Origin of the sequence: Streptomyces sp. NPDC126497 (assembly GCF_040302425.1) — a bacterium.
In the GTDB taxonomy this organism is placed as follows: domain Bacteria; phylum Actinomycetota; class Actinomycetes; order Streptomycetales; family Streptomycetaceae; genus Streptomyces.
The window spans coordinates 1-20,431 of record NZ_JBEORT010000013.1 but is presented as its reverse complement, the minus strand read 5'-3'; the positions used below and the strand labels follow the sequence as shown (position 1 = coordinate 20,431).

General features: G+C 71.2%; 14 protein-coding genes and 1 pseudogene. 5 read left to right on the top strand and 10 right to left on the bottom strand.

What is annotated here, in order from left to right; all coding sequences use genetic code 11:
* Positions 1 to 74 precede the first annotated feature (74 nt).
* Both ABTY20_RS09385 and ABTY20_RS09380 read right to left on the bottom strand, forming a co-directional pair.
* On the bottom strand, positions 75 to 278 hold the full coding sequence (locus tag ABTY20_RS09385; protein WP_351996375.1) for a hypothetical protein: 204 nt from the start codon (positions 276 to 278) through the stop codon (positions 75 to 77).
* Between the two features lie 58 nt (positions 279 to 336).
* Positions 337 to 3,456, bottom strand: a complete 3,120-nt coding sequence (locus ABTY20_RS09380) for a type 2 lanthipeptide synthetase LanM family protein (RefSeq protein ID WP_351996374.1) — start codon at positions 3,454 to 3,456, stop codon at positions 337 to 339.
* Between the two features lie 582 nt (positions 3,457 to 4,038).
* Here ABTY20_RS09380 and lanKC point away from each other — a divergent pair.
* The 3 genes from lanKC to ABTY20_RS09365 are packed head-to-tail and all read left to right on the top strand — an operon-like array spanning position 4,039 to position 8,406.
* A complete protein-coding gene (gene lanKC / locus ABTY20_RS09375) occupies positions 4,039 to 6,618 on the top strand; it encodes a class III lanthionine synthetase LanKC (protein ID WP_351996373.1) in 2,580 nt (859 codons plus the stop codon).
* Complete coding sequence (locus ABTY20_RS09370; RefSeq protein ID WP_351996372.1) at positions 6,611 to 7,183, top strand: flavoprotein; 573 nt, start codon at positions 6,611 to 6,613, stop codon at positions 7,181 to 7,183. Before lanKC ends, ABTY20_RS09370 begins: the two co-directional genes overlap by 8 nt.
* Entirely contained in the window at positions 7,180 to 8,406 is a 1,227-nt protein-coding gene (locus ABTY20_RS09365) for an MFS transporter (protein ID WP_351996371.1), read from the top strand. Before ABTY20_RS09370 ends, ABTY20_RS09365 begins: the two co-directional genes overlap by 4 nt.
* Before the next feature lie 524 nt (positions 8,407 to 8,930).
* On the opposite strand, the gene ABTY20_RS09360 is transcribed toward ABTY20_RS09365, so the two are convergent.
* Together ABTY20_RS09360 and ABTY20_RS09355 are read right to left on the bottom strand one after the other, a co-directional pair.
* Positions 8,931 to 10,289 (bottom strand): carbohydrate-binding protein, encoded by a 1,359-nt coding sequence (locus ABTY20_RS09360; RefSeq protein WP_351996370.1) that lies wholly within the window; start codon positions 10,287 to 10,289, stop codon positions 8,931 to 8,933.
* A 67-nt stretch (positions 10,290 to 10,356) separates the two neighbouring features.
* Positions 10,357 to 11,379, bottom strand: coding sequence for a LysR family transcriptional regulator (locus ABTY20_RS09355; protein WP_351996369.1), 1,023 nt, complete (start codon positions 11,377 to 11,379; stop codon positions 10,357 to 10,359).
* Between the two features lie 106 nt (positions 11,380 to 11,485).
* On the opposite strand from ABTY20_RS09355, the gene ABTY20_RS09350 reads away from it, so the two are divergent.
* Complete coding sequence (locus tag ABTY20_RS09350; protein WP_351996368.1) at positions 11,486 to 12,424, top strand: helix-turn-helix domain-containing protein; 939 nt, start codon at positions 11,486 to 11,488, stop codon at positions 12,422 to 12,424.
* A 33-nt stretch (positions 12,425 to 12,457) separates the two neighbouring features.
* Positions 12,458 to 13,315 carry a dioxygenase family protein gene (locus ABTY20_RS09345; protein WP_351996367.1) on the top strand — a complete coding sequence of 286 codons (858 nt, stop codon included), beginning with the start codon at positions 12,458 to 12,460 and terminating at the stop codon, positions 13,313 to 13,315.
* A 288-nt stretch (positions 13,316 to 13,603) separates the two neighbouring features.
* Here ABTY20_RS09345 and ABTY20_RS09340 read toward each other — a convergent pair.
* The 6 genes and pseudogenes from ABTY20_RS09340 to ABTY20_RS09315 all read right to left on the bottom strand — a co-directional run.
* Positions 13,604 to 13,703, bottom strand: a pseudogene (locus ABTY20_RS09340) (IS5/IS1182 family transposase); the annotation flags it as partial.
* 135 nt (positions 13,704 to 13,838) lie between these two features.
* On the bottom strand, positions 13,839 to 15,866 hold the full coding sequence (locus tag ABTY20_RS09335) for a serine/threonine-protein kinase (protein ID WP_351996366.1): 2,028 nt from the start codon (positions 15,864 to 15,866) through the stop codon (positions 13,839 to 13,841).
* 360 nt (positions 15,867 to 16,226) lie between these two features.
* Positions 16,227 to 17,135, bottom strand: coding sequence for a GNAT family N-acetyltransferase (locus ABTY20_RS09330; protein ID WP_351996365.1), 909 nt, complete (start codon positions 17,133 to 17,135; stop codon positions 16,227 to 16,229).
* A gap of 103 nt (positions 17,136 to 17,238) precedes the next feature.
* Entirely contained in the window at positions 17,239 to 18,435 is a 1,197-nt protein-coding gene (locus ABTY20_RS09325) for a cytochrome P450 family protein (protein ID WP_351996364.1), read from the bottom strand.
* 209 nt (positions 18,436 to 18,644) lie between these two features.
* Positions 18,645 to 19,229: a hypothetical protein gene (locus ABTY20_RS09320; RefSeq protein WP_351996363.1), complete on the bottom strand. Its 585-nt coding sequence runs from the start codon at positions 19,227 to 19,229 to the stop codon at positions 18,645 to 18,647.
* A gap of 514 nt (positions 19,230 to 19,743) precedes the next feature.
* Positions 19,744 to 20,328 carry a YdeI/OmpD-associated family protein gene (locus ABTY20_RS09315; protein ID WP_351996362.1) on the bottom strand — a complete coding sequence of 195 codons (585 nt, stop codon included), beginning with the start codon at positions 20,326 to 20,328 and terminating at the stop codon, positions 19,744 to 19,746.
* Positions 20,329 to 20,431: the final 103 nt, after the last annotated feature.

The window sequence follows — 20,431 nt, the reverse complement described above, 5'->3', positions numbered from 1 at the left end:
GGGCGGCGCGTCCGGCCCGGCCCGCCGGCCCCGGACAGCGGGGCCGGCGGACCGGGCGGGTCATCGGAGCGCCGTCAGAGCAGGGCGGTGGAGATCGTCTCCGAGCCGCCGTGCGCGGCCATTCCCATGACCATTCCCGCGATCAGTACCGGCTGCAGTCCCATCGCGGCCTTCAGCCGGTCGGCCAGCCGGCCGGTCGGGTCCGGTGAGTCCCGCTGGTCGAGGGCAGTGGTTTCCTCCGTCTCCGGTCCGGCAGGTGTGTGTTCGTTCTCGTACAAGATTCCCCCTGTGTCGGTGAAGCCGTTCTTGCTGTCGATGATGCGGAGGCACCATCGTTCACCGCTTTCGCGGCGGCCGCAGCGCCAGGACGGACGGAATCCGTTCGGCGGCGGCCAGTCTCAGGAGGCCGTATCCGATACCGGACAGGCCGTTCATCAGGTCGGGTGAGTCCGTGCCGGCGGGGACGGCGCACCGGGGACCGTTGCGCGTGAGGTCCTCCAGGAACACTCCGGCGCGGTGGGGAAGGGACTTCAGTGCGGCACCGTGACCCGACTCGGCGGCGATGCTGAGCATTTCGAGCCTGCCCAGTTCGCCGCTCGCGAGGCTGTGATCGGGCAGCGGCTCGCTTCGTGCCGCGTCGCTCACCGTGCGGTCGAGGGTCGGTCCGATGCTGCGGTGGGCGGCGTTCAGGGAGTCCGCCAGCGCGAATCCGACGCCACTCAGTCCGCCGCACCAGGAGTGGTCGGTCCTCTCGATCGACCGGGTGAGCAGGGCCTCGACGGCGTCCTTGGGCAGGTGCGCCCCTCTGGCCCTCGCATGGCGGATCAGCGCCCACCCCATGCCGTGGAGTCCGTCGGCGAAACCGGGGGGCAGTCGCGAGGGCTCGTCCGCCGACGGGCACACGCGTGACGACAGCCGTTCCGCGCAGAGCGTCGCGCACTGTGCGGCCGCGGGCGAGCCGGTGTGTCCGTGCACGGCGAGCATGGTGGCCAGTCCCCCGGCCAAGCCGTCGGTGATGGTCAGGGACGTCGTGCGTTCGGCGGCCTCGGCCGTCAGCGCCACGGCGGGTTCGACCCACGCGGCCACCTCGTCGTCCCGCAGGAGGGCGGCCAGGTGGGTCAGGGCGTACGCGAGTCCCCCCAGGCCGTCGAATGCTCCGCATCCCACCGTGGCCAGGTGCGCGGGCTGCCCGGACAGTTCTTCCAGCAGCCGCGGCACCGGTGACACGGCGCGGCGGGCGGCCTCCGCGTACCGCGGGACCGAGCCGAGTTCGGCGAGTTGCGCCAGGAACAGGGCGATTCCGGTGTAGCCGTGGGCGAATCCGGCTCCGAGCGGCATCACCGTCCAGTGTCGGCCGTCCGCCCGGTGGAGGCCGAGCCAGTTGATCCGCCGTTCGTTCCGGAAGCCTCCGGCGAGGATGCGGTCGGCGATGTGCCGGGCCGCGGCGAGGCACTGCTCCGAGTCCACCGGATCGGTCCTGGACGGGCCGGCGCCCCGCGTGGTGGCGGACCCGGAACCCTCGGGTGTGCGAGCACCGGTCCCGGTACCGACGGCCAGTGCTGCCCGGATGATCCATTCCTGGTCGTAGCGGTCGACGGTCCCCATGGCCTCCACCTTGGCGAGGACCCGGTCGAGGGCGGACACGGCGAACGCCCGGGGAATCAGGTGGTGAGCGGCCGCCACGTCACGGTCCCCGATGCGGTGGGTGAACAGAGGGATGTCACCGGACCACAGGTCGGCCACCTCGTGGCGGATGATGCGGTGGTCGAGCCCCCCGCGCACCGGAAGCGTCCGCAGCAGGGCGAACCCGCGGTCCCTGCTGAGCGCGTCGCCGAGGACGTCGGGATGGGTGAGCTCGTCGAGCAGCGTGGTGTACAGGCGGGTGGGCCGTGCGACCACCCTCGCCTCGTCTCGCGCGAACGCGTGCACGGGACCGTCCGGCGCCGTGAACTCCGCCCGGTGGAGGGTGATCGTGTCGTATCCGGCGCGGAACCCCTCGAGCAGCGCCTCCGCGAAAGGGGCCGGGTCGACCTCTGCCTTCCCGAGGCTGGGCCGGTTGTCCGCCCCGGGGTAGTGGGCCGGACGGTAGGTCAGGTGCATCCGGTCCGTGCCGGGAGCGGCCCAGTGAGGTGCGTCGAGTGGGAGGTCGCCCTCGTGTCCACCGCCGAGCGCGGACACGTCCCACCCCCCGCTCCGTCCGAAGACCAGGGTGGGCAGCAGCGCTGTGCGCAGGACGGAGGTGACCAGCGCGTGCTGGGCGGGATCGTCGTCGGCTCCGTCCGTGTCCGACGGGTGGAAGAGGGTCTCAAGGTCGATGAGGAGCGGCTGGTCGGCACAGGCTATGAGGTTCTCGCAGTGCACGTCGGTGGTGTCGAGCGCGTGCAGCACCGCCATCAGCGTGCCCAGGCGCCGGTAGAACCGGTCGACTTGTGCCGTGCTCCGGCAGGGGGCCGCCTCCACGTACTCCACCCAGCCGTGCGTGGCCCGGTCCAACAGGCGCAGTGTGCGCGGTCCGGGTCCGGGGAGGCGGGCGTCGAGCCACTCGAGCACCTGGTTGAAGTGCCGGTGCGTGGCGAGGGACCGGGGTTTGTACACGATTCGGTTTCCGTCGGCGAAAGTCAGGACGGCCACGGCGCGCCCGCGGCGGTGCACGTCCCCGCGCACCATCACCTCCAGCAGCGGTCCCGGATCCGTACCACCCAGCAGCGTCCGGACGACGGCCTCGCGATCGGCCGCCAGCCGACGGACGATCTCCGTCCACGCCTCCAGCGCGTGCTGGGCGGTCCGTGCGAGCAGTCGGGCGAGGACCGGATAGCGGGTGAGCAGTTCCCACAGCCCGCCCCTGCGGGCAGTCTGCCGGACGAACGAGGTGAAGCGTTCCCGCGCCGAGCCGCCGTCGAGCCGGCCCTGTTCCCTCGCCGTCCGGAGCCGTGCGACCAGACAACGGGCGGCCGTCCTGACGAGCCGTCCGGTGAGGTGTTCGGTGAACGCCGCCCGAAGCGCGGTGATGTCGGCGGGCAGCCCGCTCTCCACGGCGGAACGGACGAAGCGTTCCGCCGCCCGTTCGGCGAACGGCGCGCAGATCAGGCCGAAGCCCGCCTCCCAGCCCACTTCCCCGGGCACCGTCGGCCCGTGTTCGGGGGCGGCGGCCAGGGCTCCTTCCGTCCAGACCACCCAGTCGGGGCGGTCGGTACGGGCAGCCGGGCCCGGGGCGCTTTCGGCGGGCAGGTCCGACAGCTCCGCCTCGGCGGGGCCGGGCCTGTCCGGCGCGGTGTCGTCCCGGTCGTCGACGGCCGGGCTCTCCGGGCGCCGCCCGGCCCGCGCCGGGGTGTCACCGCCGGCCTGTGACGCGGGACGGCCCGGCTGCCTTCGCCGTTCCTCCGGACGGAGCCCGCAGACCCACCAGGAGCCGTCCGGCGGCATGGCCGTCGTGTCGGTCGCTCGCTCGTTGTCCACGCCCGCAGGGTTTCACGGCTCCACGGCGCGGACATGGGGGATCCGCCCCCATAATCCTTCCACCGCCACAGTGCCGAATGGGGGGCCGTCCGTCCACCGAGGCGCCCTGAGGGGGTTCCTGCCCGCTCCCCGGAGAGACATGTGGGGGCGCACGGTCCTGTGCGGGGCTCCGCCGCATTCGCTCGGTCGTCGAGGGCGGTCCGCTGCCTCCCGGGCGTGCGCCTGGGCGGGGCCGGGAGCTGCGCCGTTTCCCGCCGGCGCGCGCCGCCCTCACACGGAGCACGCACCGACGGAGAATTCCGGGGGCTCGCCCCCCAGGCGCGTCCGCCCGTTCACCGGCAGATTTCCGGTGTCGGCATTCCCGCCGGCCCGAACGAAAGGTGAACACCATGCAGAACGTCCTGGACCTCGTGGAGCTGGTCATCGCGGACGACACCGAGCGGGGTCTGTTCGGCGTCGAGGCGCACAGCTGCGGCCAGACGAGCAGCATCAGCGACCACTGCTGACCCGATGACCCAGGGCCCGGGCCGGTCGTGCTCCGACCGGCCCGGGCCCTGCCCATGACAGCCGGAAGGACGAGCAATGCGCAGGTTCAACGACTACTTCGCCGCGAGCATGGCCGACCGCCGCTTCTACGAGTCAGTGGGGCGCACCGTCACCGACGACGACCTGGCGGGGGAACTGCGGGCACTGCTGCCCGCCGAACACGCCGTCGAGCGCGACGGGATCTGGGCGCGGGTGCGGCCGAGCGGACTCGGTCCGTTGCCCGAGCACGGGTGGAAGATCCACCTGTCGGCGATTCCCGCGGACGCTCACGCGGCTCTGCGCGCGGTGTGCGAGGAGTTCGGCCGAGGGGCGTTCGCCTTCAAGTGCCTGCGGTCCACACGGTTCGTGAGGATGAGCACGGCACGGTGGTGGGCACCCGGTCAGATCGGCAAGTTCCTTGCCATCTACCCGTACTCCGCCCAGGAGTGCCGGGAGCTGCTGGCCCGCCTGGCGCCGGTGACCGCCGGGATCCGTGGTCCGTACGTACTGACCGACAAACGGTACGGGCGGAGCTCGCTGTACTACCGGTACGGCGAGTTCAAGGCGCTGGGTTCCCGGGACATCGACGGCACGCGGATCCCCCTTCTGTCCGGTCCCGACGGTCTGGCCTGGGAGGACGAGCGGGTGCCGGCCTACCGCCGGCCGCCCTGGGTGCCGGAGCTGTTCGAGGACGACCGGGCGGGGACCGGAGGCGGGGGCGGACCGATCCGGGACTACAAGGTGCTCAGACCCCTGCACTACGCGGGCACCGGTGGCACGTACCTGGCCGAGCGGATCAGCGACGGCCTCCCGGTGGTGCTCAAGGAAGCACGTCCGCACACCGGTTTCGCCGACGACGGTTCGGACGCCCAGGAGCGACTGCACCGGGAGTTCGACGCGTTGAGCAGGCTCAAGGGAACCGGCGTCGCCCCTGAGCCGATCGAGTTGTTCGAGGAGTGGGAGCACCTCTTCCTGGCGGAGGAGTACATCGACGCCATGGCGCTCATCAGCTTCATCGGCTCACGCCACCCCATGACCCTGAACGACCGCCGTCCTGAGGCGATCGAGGAGTACCGGGAGGCCGTGGAGGACGTGGTGGCGGGGGTGCGTCACGCGGTGACCGTCTGCCACGAGGCCGGCCTCACCTACGGGGACCTGTCCATCACCAACGTCACGGTGGATCCCGAAACGCGCCGGGTGCGGCTGATCGACTTCGAGTCGGTGCGCCGGGTCGACGGACCGCAGAACCTCTACCCGTTCACCTCCGGTTTCGCTCCGGCGCGGGACACCTTCACCGGGAACGGCCGGGACTTCGACCTGTTCGGGGTCGACTGCGTCAGACTCGCCATGATCATGCCCCGGAACACGTTGCGCGACCTCGACAGCGCGGCGCTCGCCCGCTCGACCCGGCATGCGGCCGGCCTGCTCGGCGAACCGGTCGACGACCTGCTCGCCCGCCTCGGTCTGCCGGACGACCGGCCGCTCACGGACCTCTCGGACCTGGACGCCGTCGTCCGGGGCTGTGCCCGGTTCATCGAAGCGGTGATGAGTCCCGACCGGGACGACCGCCTCTTTCCCGCCGATCCGCGGGTGTTCACCACCAACCCGTGGTCCGTCGCCCACGGTGCAGCCGGAGTGCTGCGCGCGCTGCACCGCATCACCGGAAGGATCCCACAAGCCGCTCTCGAGTGGACGCACCGCACCGCGGACAGCCTGGAGCAGGCGCCTTCCGGTCTGTACACGGGCCGGGCAGGCGTGGCCTGGACCCTGTGCGACGCCGGGGAACCCGACCGGGGTCTGGAGATCATGAACCGGGTGATCCGGCTGATCGAACGGGACGCGCTGCCGGCCGCCGACGTCATGGCGGGACGAGCCGGCGTGGGCATGGCCTGCCTGGCCGTGTGGGACGCCACGGGCGACACCGCACTGCTCGCGGCGGCGGACCGGATCGGCCGATCGCTCCTCGCGGACGCCCGCGACACCGGCACGGGGCTGTACTGGCCGGACCCGCGCGGCGGCAGGCAGCCCGTCGGCTACGACTACGGGTCGTCGGGAGTGGCGCTGTTCCTGCTGTATCTGTACCGCTCCACCGGCGACGAGGCGTTCCTGCGCGTCGGTCGGCGGGCGCTGGCCCACGACCTGGCCCAGGCGATCGAGCACGACGAGGGCATGCTGTCCTTCCCGCAGCGCGTCGGTGGCGGAGCGGCCACACCGTACTGGTCGCGGGGCGCTTCCGGTATCGGCACGACGCTCGTCCGTTACTGCCGGGTGACCGGCGAGGAACGGTTGCGCTCCGTGCTGGAACGCCTGCTGCGCTCGCGGGCCGGCGGGCTCAGCGTCAGCCCCGGCCTGTTCACCGGCATGGCCGGCATGGCCAACTTCGGCCAGGACTGCGCGGACTTGCTGGGTCTGTCGGAGGGCAGGGCCATCGCCGTGAAGGCGTCCGCGGCGATCGCGAGCCTGGCCTGCGATCAGCCGGAGGGCATCGCCTTCCCCGGTGAGGGCTTCGTGCGGTTCAGCACGGACTACGCCACCGGCAGCGCGGGGATCGCCTTGACCCTCCACCGGGTCCACGGAGGCGGCGGGAACTTCAACTTCACCCTGGACCACCTGCTGGCCGGAGGCACCGATGCGTGACGACGACGCCCTGGGCGTGATCGTGTGCGGGGCGAGTGCCGCGGTTTCCCTGCCCGCCTACCTCTCCAGGCTGCGGCGGGTCCTGCCGCGCACCGCGATCCGGGTGCTGCTCACCGCCTCCGCCGAACGCTTCGTACGGCCCGAGGTGGTGGGTTGGTATGCCGACGAGTGCCTGACCGGTGACACCGACGGGCTCAATCCGACCGAGTTCGCGGCGCGGTCGCGGGGAATCACCGTCCTGCCGGCGAGCGCCAACACGCTGGCCTGCGCGGCTCTCGGCCTGGCCGGTACCCCGGCTCAGACGGCGCTGCTGGTCGCCACACCGCCGGTCCTGTTCTTCCCGAGCATGAACCGCGTCATGTGGGCCCGGTCGTCGGTGGGCCGTCATGTCACCGAGCTCCGCGCCGAAGGGCACACGGTCGTGGATCCGTCACCGGGTGAGGCGTACGAGATCTGGCAGCGACGGATCGTCCCCAGTGTGATCATGCCGGGACCGGATCTCGCGGTGGAAGTGATCACCACCTGGTGGGAGGAGCTCACGACTCATGACGAGGGAACCGCATGAGTGACCGCGGCTGGGGGGCTGTGCTGCGGCTCGCCGACTTCCGGCTCCTGTGGATCGGTTCCACCCTCTCCGCACTCGGTTCGCAGCTCACCGGTCTGGCCCTGCCGTTGTTCGTGCTCCAGCAGACGGGGTCACCGACGGCTGCCGGGCTCGTGGCCACCGCCCGCATGCTGGTGTCCTACGTGGTGCAGTTGCCAGGTGGCGTCATGGCCGACCGGTTCGACCGCCGGGCGATCCTGCTGGCCGCGGACACGGGACGGGCGGCCTCGCTGGCCGGCGTGGGCGTCGTGGCCCTGGCCCGTCCCGACGGAACGGTCTGGCTGATCGTCGCCCTCATGTCGCTGGAGGGGATGCTCACCACGCTGGCCAACCTGGCCTCGACCGCAGCCGTGCCGCAACTCGTCCCCGAAAGGCAGCGGCCCGCAGCGCTCGCGCTGGGGCACGCCCAGCACAACGCGGTGCTGTTGGTCGGTCCCCTGATCGGCGCTGTCCTCTACCGGTTGCATCCGGCCGTGCCGTTCGTCCTGGACGCCCTGTCGTACCTCGTGGCGCTGGGTCTTCTGCTGCGCGTGAGGACACCGCTGGGCGGTGGTCGGAGGGTCGCCGCATCGGTGCGGGGCGACATCGCTCTCGGTCTGCGGTTCGTCGTCCGCTCCCGCTACCTCCTGCTGATGATCGGCTGGTCCGCGTTGATGAACTTCGCGACGGCCGGCGTCAGTTTTGTTCTGGTCCTCGTGGTGGGCAGCCGGAACGGCGGTCTGAGCCTGGGCGTCTCGCTGACGGTCATGGCGGCCGCGGGACTGGCGGGGGCAGTGCTGGCACCACGTTTCCGCGACGTCGACGAGGACCGCCTGATCCGCACGGCAACGGCTCTGATCGTGGTGCTCGGCGTGACCGGCGCACTGTCTCCCGGCCCGACGGCGCTGACGGTGTGCACGGCCGGGGTCGCGTTCCTCTCGCCCCTCATCGTCGTGCCGAAGAACGCCCGGGTGTACGCGCTGGTCCCGGACGAGTTGATGGGCCGCGTGCAGAGCTCCCTGTTCCTCATCGGCGGATCGCTGTATCCCTTCGCCACGTTCGTCACCGGTCGGCTCGTCGAGACGGGATCCGCGCGCAGCGCCATGTGGGTTTATGCGGGGGTGTTCGCGATGGTGCTGGTCATCAGCGTCATCCCGCAGTTCCGACGTTCGGCGGCCCTCGCAGCGGTTGCCGACCGGCGGTGAGGGGGTCCGCGGGCCGGCCACCGGACGGGACGTCACCGCGGGCGGCGTCGTCGTATGGACCGGCCGACCCGGGATGATCTCGGGGTCGATGACGCCGGGGAGGGGTTCGCTCGTGTCGTCCGCGCCCCTGTCGCACGAGAACCACCGGCACCCGGTGGGGGCGATCGCGCACGCGGTGCGGCCGGCGGACGAGGGCCGGCCCCTCCGAGGGCACGGGTGAGGGCGGACCAGCGGTCACGTCGGCCGGCGGGCCGGTGATCCTCCGGTCGCTGGTGATCGCCGCACGAGACGCCCTCCCCGCCGCACGACCGTGATCGACGACCAGGAGTCCGACGCCTCACCGCCCACCGTGCACGAGCCCGTCGGTGTCACCCCTGTGCAAGGCCCGGGTCCGGCACGACTGTGCCGTCCGTCCGGACTCTGGGGCCCCGTGGCCCTCCGGCGACGGGAAACAGCAGGCCGGGACGCGCGGGGAGGCCCCGGTCCGGGGACCGGGGCCGCCTTCCGCCCGGCGGGTCAGCCGCTCACGCCCGCTGCCACAGCGCCGGCGTGTTCGGGGGCTCCCAGCCGGGCTGGGCCTGGTGGGTCTGCAGGCAGCGGTAGGTGGCGCCGCCGTACGTCACCGTCGCGCCCGCCTGGTAGACGGTGCCCACCGCCCAGGTGCCGCCCGGGTCACCGGGGCCGCCCGGGTCACCGGGCCCGGAGGCGGTGGTCTTCAGGGTGAGGCCGTAGCTCTGGAGGATGGGGTTGATCGGCTGGAAGTAGGTCGTGCCGCCGCTCGTGCAGTTGCCCGAGCCGCCCGAGGTGACGCCCTGCGCCTGGCTGCCGGAGACGAACGAGCCGCCCGAGTCGCCCGGTTCGGCGCACACCGAGGTGCGGGTGACGCCGGCGACGGTGCCCTCCTGGTACGTCACGCTGGAGTTGAGCTGCTGCACCGTGCCGCAGTGCCAGCCGGTCGTGGAGCCGGAGCGGCACACGGAGGAGCCGACCGCGGCCTGCGTGGACCCCGTGACCTGCGCGCTGGAGCCGTTGACGTACGGCGTCGCCGTCCAGTTGGCGTTCGTGGCCACCCACGCCATGTCGTTGCCGGGGAAGACCGACGCCTGGAACGTGCCCTGCGCGACCCGGTTGGAGCCGGTGGTGCTGCTGCCGGCGCGTCCGCAGTGGCCGGCCGTGGCGAACCCCTGCTGGGTGCCGCGGGTCACCGGGAAGCCGATCGAGCAGCGGCTGCTGTTGCCGATGTAATAGGCGTCGCCGCCGCGCAGGTCGTAGAGCGGGCGCGGCCGCTCGGTGGACCGCACGATCCGGGTGAGGGAGGCGTCGACGTCCGCCGCATCGAGCAGGGAGCGGGCGGCCTGCGCCCGTACCGCCTCCACCGTCAGCGTGTTGGTGCGTACGTCCACGTACCAGACCGGCGTGTCGGTGGTGCCGTGATACGCGGCGGCACGGTCGACGCGCGCCTTGGCGGCGTCCAACGCGGCCAGCGAGTGGTCCACGACCACCGCGTCGGCGCCCTGGGCCCGTATCGCGCGCACGTCGGCCGGGTCGGTCGTGGCCACGGTCAGGGTGTCCGACAGCGTGCCGCTCACCCAGGCCCCCGCGTAGTGCGCGCCCACGGCGGTGCGCAGCCGGCCGGTGGTGGCGCCCGCCCCGGCCTCGTTGGCCAGCCGGCGGTCCGCCTGCTGCCGGTCCAGGCCGAGGTCCCGCTGGAGCGCGGCGAGGAGGCCGGGCGGGGCCGCGTCGGTGCGCAGGGTCTCGGCCGCCGTGGGGGCGGCGGACGAGGGGGGCGGCAGGGCGCTCGCGGAGCCGCTGAGCCCGGCCACGAGCAGGGCACCCGCCGCCGCGACGGCGGCGCACGCGGCTCTGAACTGTCGTTGGAGCATGGGAGGTCTCCTCGGATTCGGTGGGGTGGCGACACCGTAGGGAGGCTCCGTCTCGCTCCGTAAGACGTCAGCCGGCCCCCTGCCCCCGCGTTATGGAAGCCGCTTGGGACACCGTCGGCGGCGCCGGACGGGGCGCGGCGTCCGGTGCCGGACGGTGCTGCGCGAGCCAGTGCGCGTAGCTGTCGCTGCGGGCCGCCGCGCCCGCGTGCGCCTCGCGGACCTGGGTCAGCACGGTGTCCGCGGTGTCCTGCCGCTGTCCGGCGGGGTGACGGCCGAGCAGGTGACGCCAGACCAGGGGCGTTCCGGCGAGCGGACGGATGGCGAGACCGGGTGTCGGCGGGAACGTGGCCCGGCACAGGCCCACCGCCCGCCCCACCTGCACCAGGTGCACGCAGGACGCGGTGTCCGTCTCGTACATGCGCCGCGGGGTGAAGCCGGCGCGGGCGCAGGCCGCGGTGAAGCAGTCCGCGAAACAGCCGTCGCCGGGGACGCAGGCCCATTCCTCGTCGGCGAGCGCGGCCAGGTCGACCTCCCGCTCCCGGGCCAGCCGATGACCGTCGGCGAGCATGACGAAGACGGGGTCGACGGCTATCTCCTCCCAGATGAGGTGCGGCGGGTCGGGCGGCGGGGCGGACCCGCAGGTGCCGGTGAGCGCGAAGTCCAGGCGTCCCTCGGCCAGCAGTTCCGCCAGTTCTCGCTCCGACCAGGAGGCGCGGGTGGTCACGGTGGTGCCGGGTGCGGTGTCGGCCAGTCGGTCCACCAGCGCCCCCAGCAGCGGTCCGTGGGTGCCACCGAGGCGCAGTCGCTGCCCGCCCCGCCGGCTTCGGGCGAACCGGGCTGCCTCCAGCTGGAGTTCGCTCACCGCGGGCAGCACGATTCGGGCGCGTTCCAGGACCAGCTCACCGAGGGCGGTGGTGCGCACGCCGTGCCGGCCGCGTTCGAACAAGGTTCCGCCCAGGGCCCGTTCGATGCGTCTCAGCTGCGCGCTGAGGGCGGGCTGGGCGAGGCCGAGGACCGTGGCCGCCCTGGTCAGGCTGCCCGCGTCGGCGATGGCCCGGATGGTTTTGAGATGCCGCAACTCCAGCTCCATGCAGGGAGCTTGCGACGTCGGAAGGCGAGGGGCAAGGGATTGGTGCAGACCAGGGCGGGAACGGATGTGCGCGACCCGGCCGGTGTCCGAGGAAGGAGTGCGTCCGATGCGCAGCACCACGGTCTTGCCAGGAGTTCCGAGCCTGCCCCCCGGCTCGGGGGACGTGGCACTGCACCGGCTGGAGGTGGCCGGACCGGACGCCCCTCCGTTCGCCGCGGGCTCCTTCGAGGAGGTGGGGCCGCTCTCCCGGTGGGACCGGCCGCACCGGCACACCTTCTACGAGATGGTGCACGTCACCGCCGGTTCGGGTACCCATGTCGTCGATCTCGCCCGGTGGCCGGTGTGCCCTCCGCAGCTGGCCGTGATCCTGCCCGGTCAGGTGCACCACTGGGAGGGCGGCCTGGGCCCGGAGGGATCGCTCGTGCTGTTCACCGACGACTTCCTGGTGGACCACCCCGGCGACCGGGAGGTGCTGCGGGAGCTCGGGACGCGGTGCTCGTTCGCACTGGACCCGGAGCACGACCGGGCGATCGGGTGCCTGTTCGCCGAACTGGTCGCGGAACACCGGCAGCGCGCGGCGGGACACGGGAGCGCGCTGCGGTCCCTGCTGCACGTGCTCGTCCTGCGCGCGGCCCGGCTCCCCCGGCCCGCCGGACACGGCGCCGGGCCGCGCGCCCAGGGCCGTGCGGCCGTCGTGGCCGAGGCGTTCACGGAACTGGTCGCCCGCTCCGAGGCGGCGGGGTGGAGCGTGCAGCAGTGCGCCGGCCGGCTGGGGGTCACGCCCGGGTACCTCACCCAGGCGGTGCGGGCCGCCATCGGCCGCCCGCCCGGCAGGCTTCTGATCGAGGCACGCGTGTACCGGGCGCAACAGCTCCTGGCCCATACCGGGTTGTCGGTCCGGCAGGTCGCCGCGCGCACCGGGTTCAGCGACCCCGCCTACTTCGGCCGCTTCTTCCGGCGCGAGACCGGAAGCAGTCCGGGCGCCTTCCGAAAACACCACAGCCGCCACCATCAGTCCCTCGAAGGCCCGCCCGGGCGCGCCTAGTTTCGTTGCCCACCGCCCCCACGAGGAGGAGACATGGACGGAGCAGGCAGGCACGGCGCGGGCCCGGACGACCCCGGTGCCGCCCGCGAGGCGGAATCCCCCCGGCTCGTGCCCCGCAAGACGGTGCTGCGCGCGGCGCTCGCCGCCACCGCCGCGATCCCCGTCGCCCTGGCCGGCGGCCCGGCCCTCGCCCGCACCGCGGCGGCGAGCGGTGCGGCTCCGGAACTCACGCCGTCCTGCGACGACGGCGACCACCCGACCCCGGAGCAGATGGAGGGTCCCTACTTCAAGCCGAACTCGCCTCAGCGCACCGGTCTGCTGGAGCCCGGCATGCCCGGCATCCCGCTCACCGTGAGCGGCTACGTCTTCGGCCGCGCCTGCCTTCCGCTGGCCGGCGTCCTGCTGGACTTCTGGCAGGCCGACGCGAACGGCGCCTACGACAACACGGGCTTCCGGCTGCGCGGGCACCAGTTCACCGACTCCCGCGGCTCCTTCACGCTGACCACCATCGTGCCGGGCCTCTATCCCGGCCGCACGCGCCACCTGCACGTCAAGCTGCAGGCGCCCGGCCGTTCGGTGCTGACCACGCAGCTCTACTTCCCGAACGAGCCGCGCAACAACACCGACACGATCTTCGACCCGCGGCTGCTGATGACCGTACGGGGCGGGGGCGGCGGCCGGGAGGCAGCGTTCGACTTCGTCCTGGACGTCGCGCAGGACCCCGGGCCCGGCCCCACCCCGCCGCCGGGGGGAACCTGGGCCGTGGGCGCCGCCTACCGGGCGGGTGACCGGGCCACGTACGCCGGCCGTGCCTATGTCTGCCTCCAGCCGCACACGGCTCAGCCGGGCTGGGAGCCGCCGGCCGTGCCGGCCCTGTGGCGGGCGGCCTGAGGAAACCGCCGGGCATCGGCCACCGCTTGCGCACCGAAGACTGCCGCGCCGGGGGCCTGGGAGGCGGGCGGGCCACCGTTCGTCCCCACGGGTCTCGCGCGTCTCCAAGGGTCCCGCTCGTGTTCCTGGGTGCTGCAACGGTCTCGGCGTGAGTGCCGGCCAGGCCGGTCGTCGGTGTGGTCATGGGCGGGGGCCTTGCCGATCGCCAGGTTGGTGCGGGTTCTCCGGTCAATTCGCGGGACATTCTGTCAGCCATCGCCCAGTGGGTCATTGCCCTTGATCGCTGTGGCAGGGCTTCGTGGTCCCGTGCCGGGCGGCGGTGCCGCACCAGCCGGCCGAAGGTCCGCTCGATCACCCACCGCTTCGGCAGCGGCTCGAACCCTTTCGTTCGCTGCCGTTGCCCGACCTCCACGTCGATGCCCAGCCGGGCGCCGTGGTTGAAGATGCTGCTCTGGTAGCCGCCGTCGGCCCGGACCTTGGTGACGCAGGGATGGGCCGCGGCCAGGTCGTCGAGGCTGCAACCTTAAAGACGCTTCAGTCGCGAGAGAAAGCCGGCCCGCGGGGCGGCGGCCGTCCACTTTTCAGCCGCCGTTCGAACTTCGCGAACGAAGGGAGCATCAGCCCCCACCGCCGCCTCCAGGTCGACCTGCACCTCACGCATGAGGTCACGGGCCTTCGCTGCGTCTCCGAACTCACCCGTCAACTCCGCAAACGTGACCCTCAAGACAAGCGTAACCAGCGAAGTCACGCCTAGCCGCGCAGAGCCTTGAGAAATGACAGACGCCAGTTTCCTCAGAGCGGGGATCCGGCCCTCGAGGGGAGCAACGGAGACTGCGACGAGAGCCTGCGTCATTACCGTCATCGCCCCATCCTCGCCATAGGTATTGATGACGTCCGGCAACAGCAGTTCCAGCTCGTACTTCAAACGGGCCGGCGCCATTTCCTCGACATCACCCATAATCGCAAAAAGCCAGAGAAGTCGCCCATTGAGAACGATAGGCGCAGTTTCGCCGAGATGAGAGGAGGCGGCGGAGAGCGCTGGAGCGTAGAATACTTTCGCCGCGGTCAATCCGCCCGCATTGGCCACACACAATGCGTACTGGATGCTCGCGGACAGCGACAGAATATGATCCGACCCGAGTGCCCGCTGGCAGTCATACCTTAATTGGTCGCTCAGGACCAGGGCTGCGGCATGATCCTTTACCGCACCCGTAGCTTCTGCGTGCCAATAGCGTGCTTCGAGGGTTTCAACAGCCTCCGCCCCAAGGTGCGCAGAGCAGTCATCGATGACGGAGGCAAGAAGTTCTCGTGCCCGGTCAGGGCGTAGAGCTTCATCGGTCAGATGCCCATGCAAAGACCGGCATTGCAGCGTAAGAGAGTGCGTCGACCCCAGCGCCTGCTCACAATCGGCTACAAGACCGTGGGCAAGGTTCAACGTTTGCAGATCTCCGTCGTAGGCCTCCAGAACCAGCCACTCCCGTCGGGCCGAAAGTGTGCATGGATGGTTGCCGCCCAGCAATTGCCTACTTTCCAGAGCAATGTCCTGCAGAAGGCGCTTGGCTCGGATCACTTCGCCGACATTTCCAGCCTGCACCGCCCGTTGAACCCGCTGACGCAGACCCGCCTCGACACCATTCAAGGGATGGCTCACCTCGATGGGACCACTGCCCGATCGCCTGATTGATCCTTCATCCGCCAGGCGCTCACGCACCTCTGCGGCGGTCGAAGGACGGACAGCAGGGTCCTTTGCGAGGAGCTGGAGAATCAGTCTGTCCAAATTCTGGGGAACTTCTTCTCTGCTAGCGCTGGGCGGAACAGGAATCTGCTGCATGTGATTGTGGATTACCGCGGCCGGCGTCGCAGATGTGCTGTAAAAGGGAGGAAAGCCAGTCAAGAGCTCATACAAGAGACACCCTAGCGAGTAGAGGTCCGAGCGTTCATCGACAGTCGTGTGCAGTTGTGCGCGCTCCGGGGCCATGTACATCACAGAACCGATGATCGCGCCTGTCTCGGTCAAACTCAGAGGAAGAGCAGAGTTCTTCGCGATCCCGAAGTCCACCACCTTCAATCGGGATGTTTCTTCATTCACGATGATGTTCTGCGGCTTGAGGTCCCGGTGGATCACTCCAGCCCGATGCGCTGCATCAAGCGCCACGCAGATCTGGCTCGCCCACGAAAGAACTTGGCCGACCGGCACTACACCTGCAGAGACGATTTGCGACAAGGGTCGCCCGTGGAGCATCTCCATCACCAAGAAGTCGTGTGGTGTCCCGGAGTGCAGCACTCGACCAAAGTCATGGACGACGACTATGTGCTCGTTCGACAAGCCGCCCACAGTGATTGCTTCCTGCCAGAACCGCACCGCGGCCTTGCCCGACCCTGCCCCCGCAGCAGAGCGGAAAAGAACTTTGATCGCGACCTGACGTTGGAGTCGCTCATCGAGTGCCTTCCAGACCTCCCCGAAACCGCCCCGTCCCAGCTCATCGAGTAGCCGGTAGCGGCCGTCCAACACTTCACCCGGCTTCATAGGCCCCCGATCAGAGGTGGTCACCTGACGTCTCCAAGTGGTGACATCCAGCCAGGGACACTCCCCACCCCCTTGGACGCTGAACCGCCGTATAACGGTTTCACCGGAGTACTCGAGAGCGCGGACAGCCCGGCGGGGCGTGATGGCTGCGGTGGAGGCGTGCACGACGCCTTGGCGGGTGGCCAGCGGCACGCGCATTGCCTCGCGTTCTCCGCGGCTGGATGACGTGCTCGACGGCCAGGGCCTCGCGGGCTGCGCGGACGGCGTCGAGCGTGTCGGACATCTCCCGCCAACGGACGGGGTCCACGCTGTGGCCCGCGGCCGTCGCACGATCCTCGGGAGTCCGCACAGCCCTCGATCATCACGCGATGGCCGTCCCCGTTCTCAGCCGGGTCCGCAGCACGATCGCGAAGCCGGAGTGGAGTACCGGCTCGACTCGTAGCGGGCGCGCCGTGCGGTGGAGGTGAACCCCAGGCTCCGGAAGAGCGCGGCCGAGGCGGGATTGTTCACGTTGACGTCGAGGAAGACGTCGGTCCCGCCGCCGGATCGCATGCGTGTCAGTGCTGCGACGGCGAGGCTGCGGCCCAGACCGCGACGACGGCCTCGCGGAGCGACTCCGACCTGAATGAGGAAGTCCTGCGCGCAGGTGACGAATCCGACGGGAGCCCCGGCCGATGAGCGGGCCAGCAGCGAGTACTGCGGACGGAAGTCGTCTCCGGCCGTCCAGTCGGTCCATTGCTCCCGGGTCCAGCCCGGGAAGCCGGGGCGGTCGGCGAAGGACGAGCGGTATGCGTCGAAGAAATCACCCTGGTTCGCGTCACCCCACTCCTCGGTCTCGACCCCCGCTGGGAGAAGGACTTCGGGAAGTGGGTCTTCCAGGCCGCGGTGCATGACGTCCTCCGCGAATGCCTGGCGAAGGCCTCGTGACCGGAAGAGGTCGTCGGCATCGGCGGTCAGGGACTCCGTTTCCACTCGGAGAGCGCCCGGTCGCCGGCGGGCCGTCTCCAGCAGCTGATCGAGCAGCGCGGAACCCAGTCCTCGGCGGCGATGAGCCGGATCGACCTGGCCTGTCACCACGGTGAATCCGCGCACGTCGCGGACGGAGCCCGCCGCGATCAGCGTGTCGTCGTAAAAGCCGCCGACAGCCGATACTCCTTCACCGGTATACCGCTTCTCGAGGAAGCCGCGTGAAGCGGTGACCGACAGCCCTCTGTCCACAGCCAGGCAACGCCTGGAAAGACCGACGACGGCCTGCAGGTCCTCGGCCGGGAGTGCGGCCCATTCCACGCTCACTCGTTCTCCTTGGACGGGTTCGATTTCCTCGGTGATCCTTCCCGTGACCTGCATACCGCGGAAAGGCCCCCTCGGCCGGGGAGGGCTCGGGTCCGCCGTCGGTCTACCGGGTGAAGCGCACGGGCAGAGCGAGCGGACCATGGATCATCATTCCGGGCCGCCAGGTGATCGCCGCCGGATGAATGTCCAGGGTCAGGTCGGCACAGCGGTCCAGCAGGGCCCTGAAGGCGATGCGCGCCTCCAGGCGGGCCAGTGGCGCACCCAGGCAGTGATGGATGCCATGGCCGAAGGCGACGTGGCCGCGGGCCTCGCGGGTGATGTCGAAATCGTCGGGAGCGGGGAAACGCGCAGGGTCGCGGTTGGCGTCGGCCAGGGCGACGAGGACGAGTTCGCCTCCTCCCGGGATGACCGTGCCGTCGATGCTCACGGGTTCGGTGGTGAAGCGGAACGTGGGGGTCTCCAGGGGTCCCTCGTAGCGCAGCATCTCCTCGACCGCGTTGTCCAGGAGGGAGGGGTCCGCTCGCAGGGCGGCCAGTTGCTCCGGGTGGGTCAGCAGGGCGAGGGCGCCGTTGGAGATGAGGTTCACGGTGGTTTCGTGACCGGCCACGAGCAACAACCACGCCATTCCCAGGAGTTCCTCGCGGGACAGTCGGTCGCCGTCCTGGTCCGAGCTGTGGATCAGCGCGCTCATGAGGTCGTCGCCGGGCCGTCGGCGCTTGTCCTCCACCAGGGTCTCCATGTAGCGCGCCATCGAGGCGGCCGCGGCCTTGCGGACTTCGGGGTCGGCGGCCCCCAGGGCCTCGTTCGACCAGGTTCTGAAGGACTTCCGATCCAGATCCGGTACGCCGAGGAGTTCGCAGATCACGGAGATCGGCAACGGGAAGGACAGCGCCTCGACGAGGTCGGCGCGCCCGTCGGGGGCGGCGAGCATCCTGTCCAGCAATGCGTCGGTGGTCTTCCGGATGCGCGGGGCGAGTTCCTCCACCCGGCGTGAGGTGAACTCCCGGGCGACCAGTCTGCGCAGCCGTGTGTGGTCCGGCGGATCGGCCCTCAGCATGTGCGGGCCGGAGGAGATGGCGCCCAGCGGCAGGTCGGGAGAGGCCTTGCTCCAGTCCTTCGAGAGCCTGGGGTCCGCGAGGGCGGCACGCCCGGCCTCGTATCCGACGACGAGCCAGGCTTCTGCGCCCCCTTCCGGCATGCGGATGCGGTGTACCGACCCCTGGGCCCGTAACCGGGCGTACACGGGGTAGGGGTCGCGGGTGAACGACTCGCCGAGCGCGGCGAGGTCGACCATGTCCATGGGGGTGGTCACCTCATTGACGGGGACGGATGTCCGGTCGGGAGAGAACATCGTGTGCGGCGCTGCCTGTTGAGGCTCGCCCCGCCGGACCCCGTGGGGACCGGTCCGGGGCCGGCCGAGGCGGCGCCGGGCGTCGCGAACGACGCGGGGCGGTTCGCGTCCGTCCCCAGGAGGGCCACCTGGCCGCTCGCCGGGGGCGGTGTGCGGCGTCACCGGGCGGGGTCCGCCTCGGGACCAGTGGTCGGCGCGCCCGCGGGGCGGCGGACTTTCAGGTCGAAGGCGAAGGCGGGGTCGCACGCCAGGTCGGCACGCTGTCCCAGGACGCTCACCGTGACGGCAGCCGACATGGGCGTCCTCCACCCCTTCGACACGACCTGACCGAACGGCTCGTCGTACACCTCGTGAACCCGCTCGCGCGGACCGGCGAGGGCGTAGGTGCCGTCGATGTCCACCGTCTGCGAGGGCCCCGCTCCCTCCGGTTGCGGTGGGACGACCAGGCGGCGGGAGATCGTGCCGTTGTCGAACAGGCCGCCGTCCGTCTCCCCGCCGCGTACGTACTCGGCCTCCGCCGTCCGCACGGACACCTGCACGTGGGTGCCGAAAGCGGAGTTCTCGTAGAGCTCGACGTCCACGCGCAGCTCGCCCTTCTCCCCGGCGCAGGCGAGGACGTGTCCCTTCTCCACGGTACGGGTGTACGGCCCCGCCGCGTCGGGTGTGGACGCCGCGGCGGGCGTCGCCGCGAACAGCGCCGCGACCAGGACGCCGGTCAGGGCCGGACGGGTGTGAAAGATCATGGCTTCCCCCCACGACGAGTCAGATCGTGTGAGAACTATGCCGGGAAAAGGCGTCTGCCGCGATCGATAATTCGCGCTCTGCCGCCGGGGCGGTGTGCAGGGCCTTGCCGCCCCGGCGGTGCCCGGGCGGCCATCCGATGGACGGCCGGGGGCGGGCGGAAGACAGCCGGACGGTCGGAGCGCGGGGGCAGTACGACTCTTCAGGACGAAAGAGGTTCACCGAACCGTTTCCATCCTGTCCTGCGGGGGCGATGCGCAGGTCGGCCACCGGCTCGCCCGACGCCGCTTCGCCCCGTCGAGCAGATCCCGCACCGGTCGGCCCGGCACCGACGACGCCCACCCCCAGGCTTGCGCCCGCCCCTACGAACGACCAGGCCACAGCCCGTAGGCATCGTTGTGGTACCGGCGGTTCCGATGACCGACCTGCTCCGGCACGGCCCCAGCGCCCACGGACATCAGTTGGCCACTCCGGCGGGTGGCTGCCCGCCATCCGCCGGGGGCCCGTTCCGGTGGGTCACTCCTCGCCCGCTTGCCGCCTCTCCGCCAGGTCTCGTACCGCTCGCTCCAGCCGCGCTCGCCGAATCCCCGGCGTCGCGGCCTGGAGCAGCGGGAGCATCACGAGGTAGCGGGTGGTCCGGTCGAGCGCGTCGAACGTCGCGCGCGCCGCCGGGTCCGCGGCGAGCGCCGCGGCGAGGTCGTCCGGGAGCACGGCCGTCGCCTGCGAGGCGTACGCGCGGTCCCAGCGGCCGTCCTCCTGGGCCCGTCGGACCTCGGCGAGGCCGGGCTCTTGCATCCGGCCCGCCGCCGCCAGCGCCGCGACCTTCTCGACGTTCACCCGCGACCACAGGCTCCGCGGCCGCCGCGGCCCGTACTTTTGCAGGTAGTACCGGTCGTCCAGGCCCCGGCGCTGCCCGGAGATCCAGCCCCAGCACAGCCCCGCGTCGACCAGTTCGTCATCCGTGACCGACGCGATCCCCGACGCCTTCTTCGCCACCTTGACCCACACGCCCTCACGGCGGGTGTGGTGCTCGGCCAGCCACTCCTCGAAGGCCGCCGCGTCCGGGAACGCGACGACCTCCACCCCGTTGAACTCCTCCATGCGGACCAGGCTAGGGCCTCTCGTTTGGATCAGGTCGGCCGCGACCGACGGTGCGTCGTGGCCGACCCGAGCGGGGCTTGGTGCGTGCAGATGCAAGGCGGAG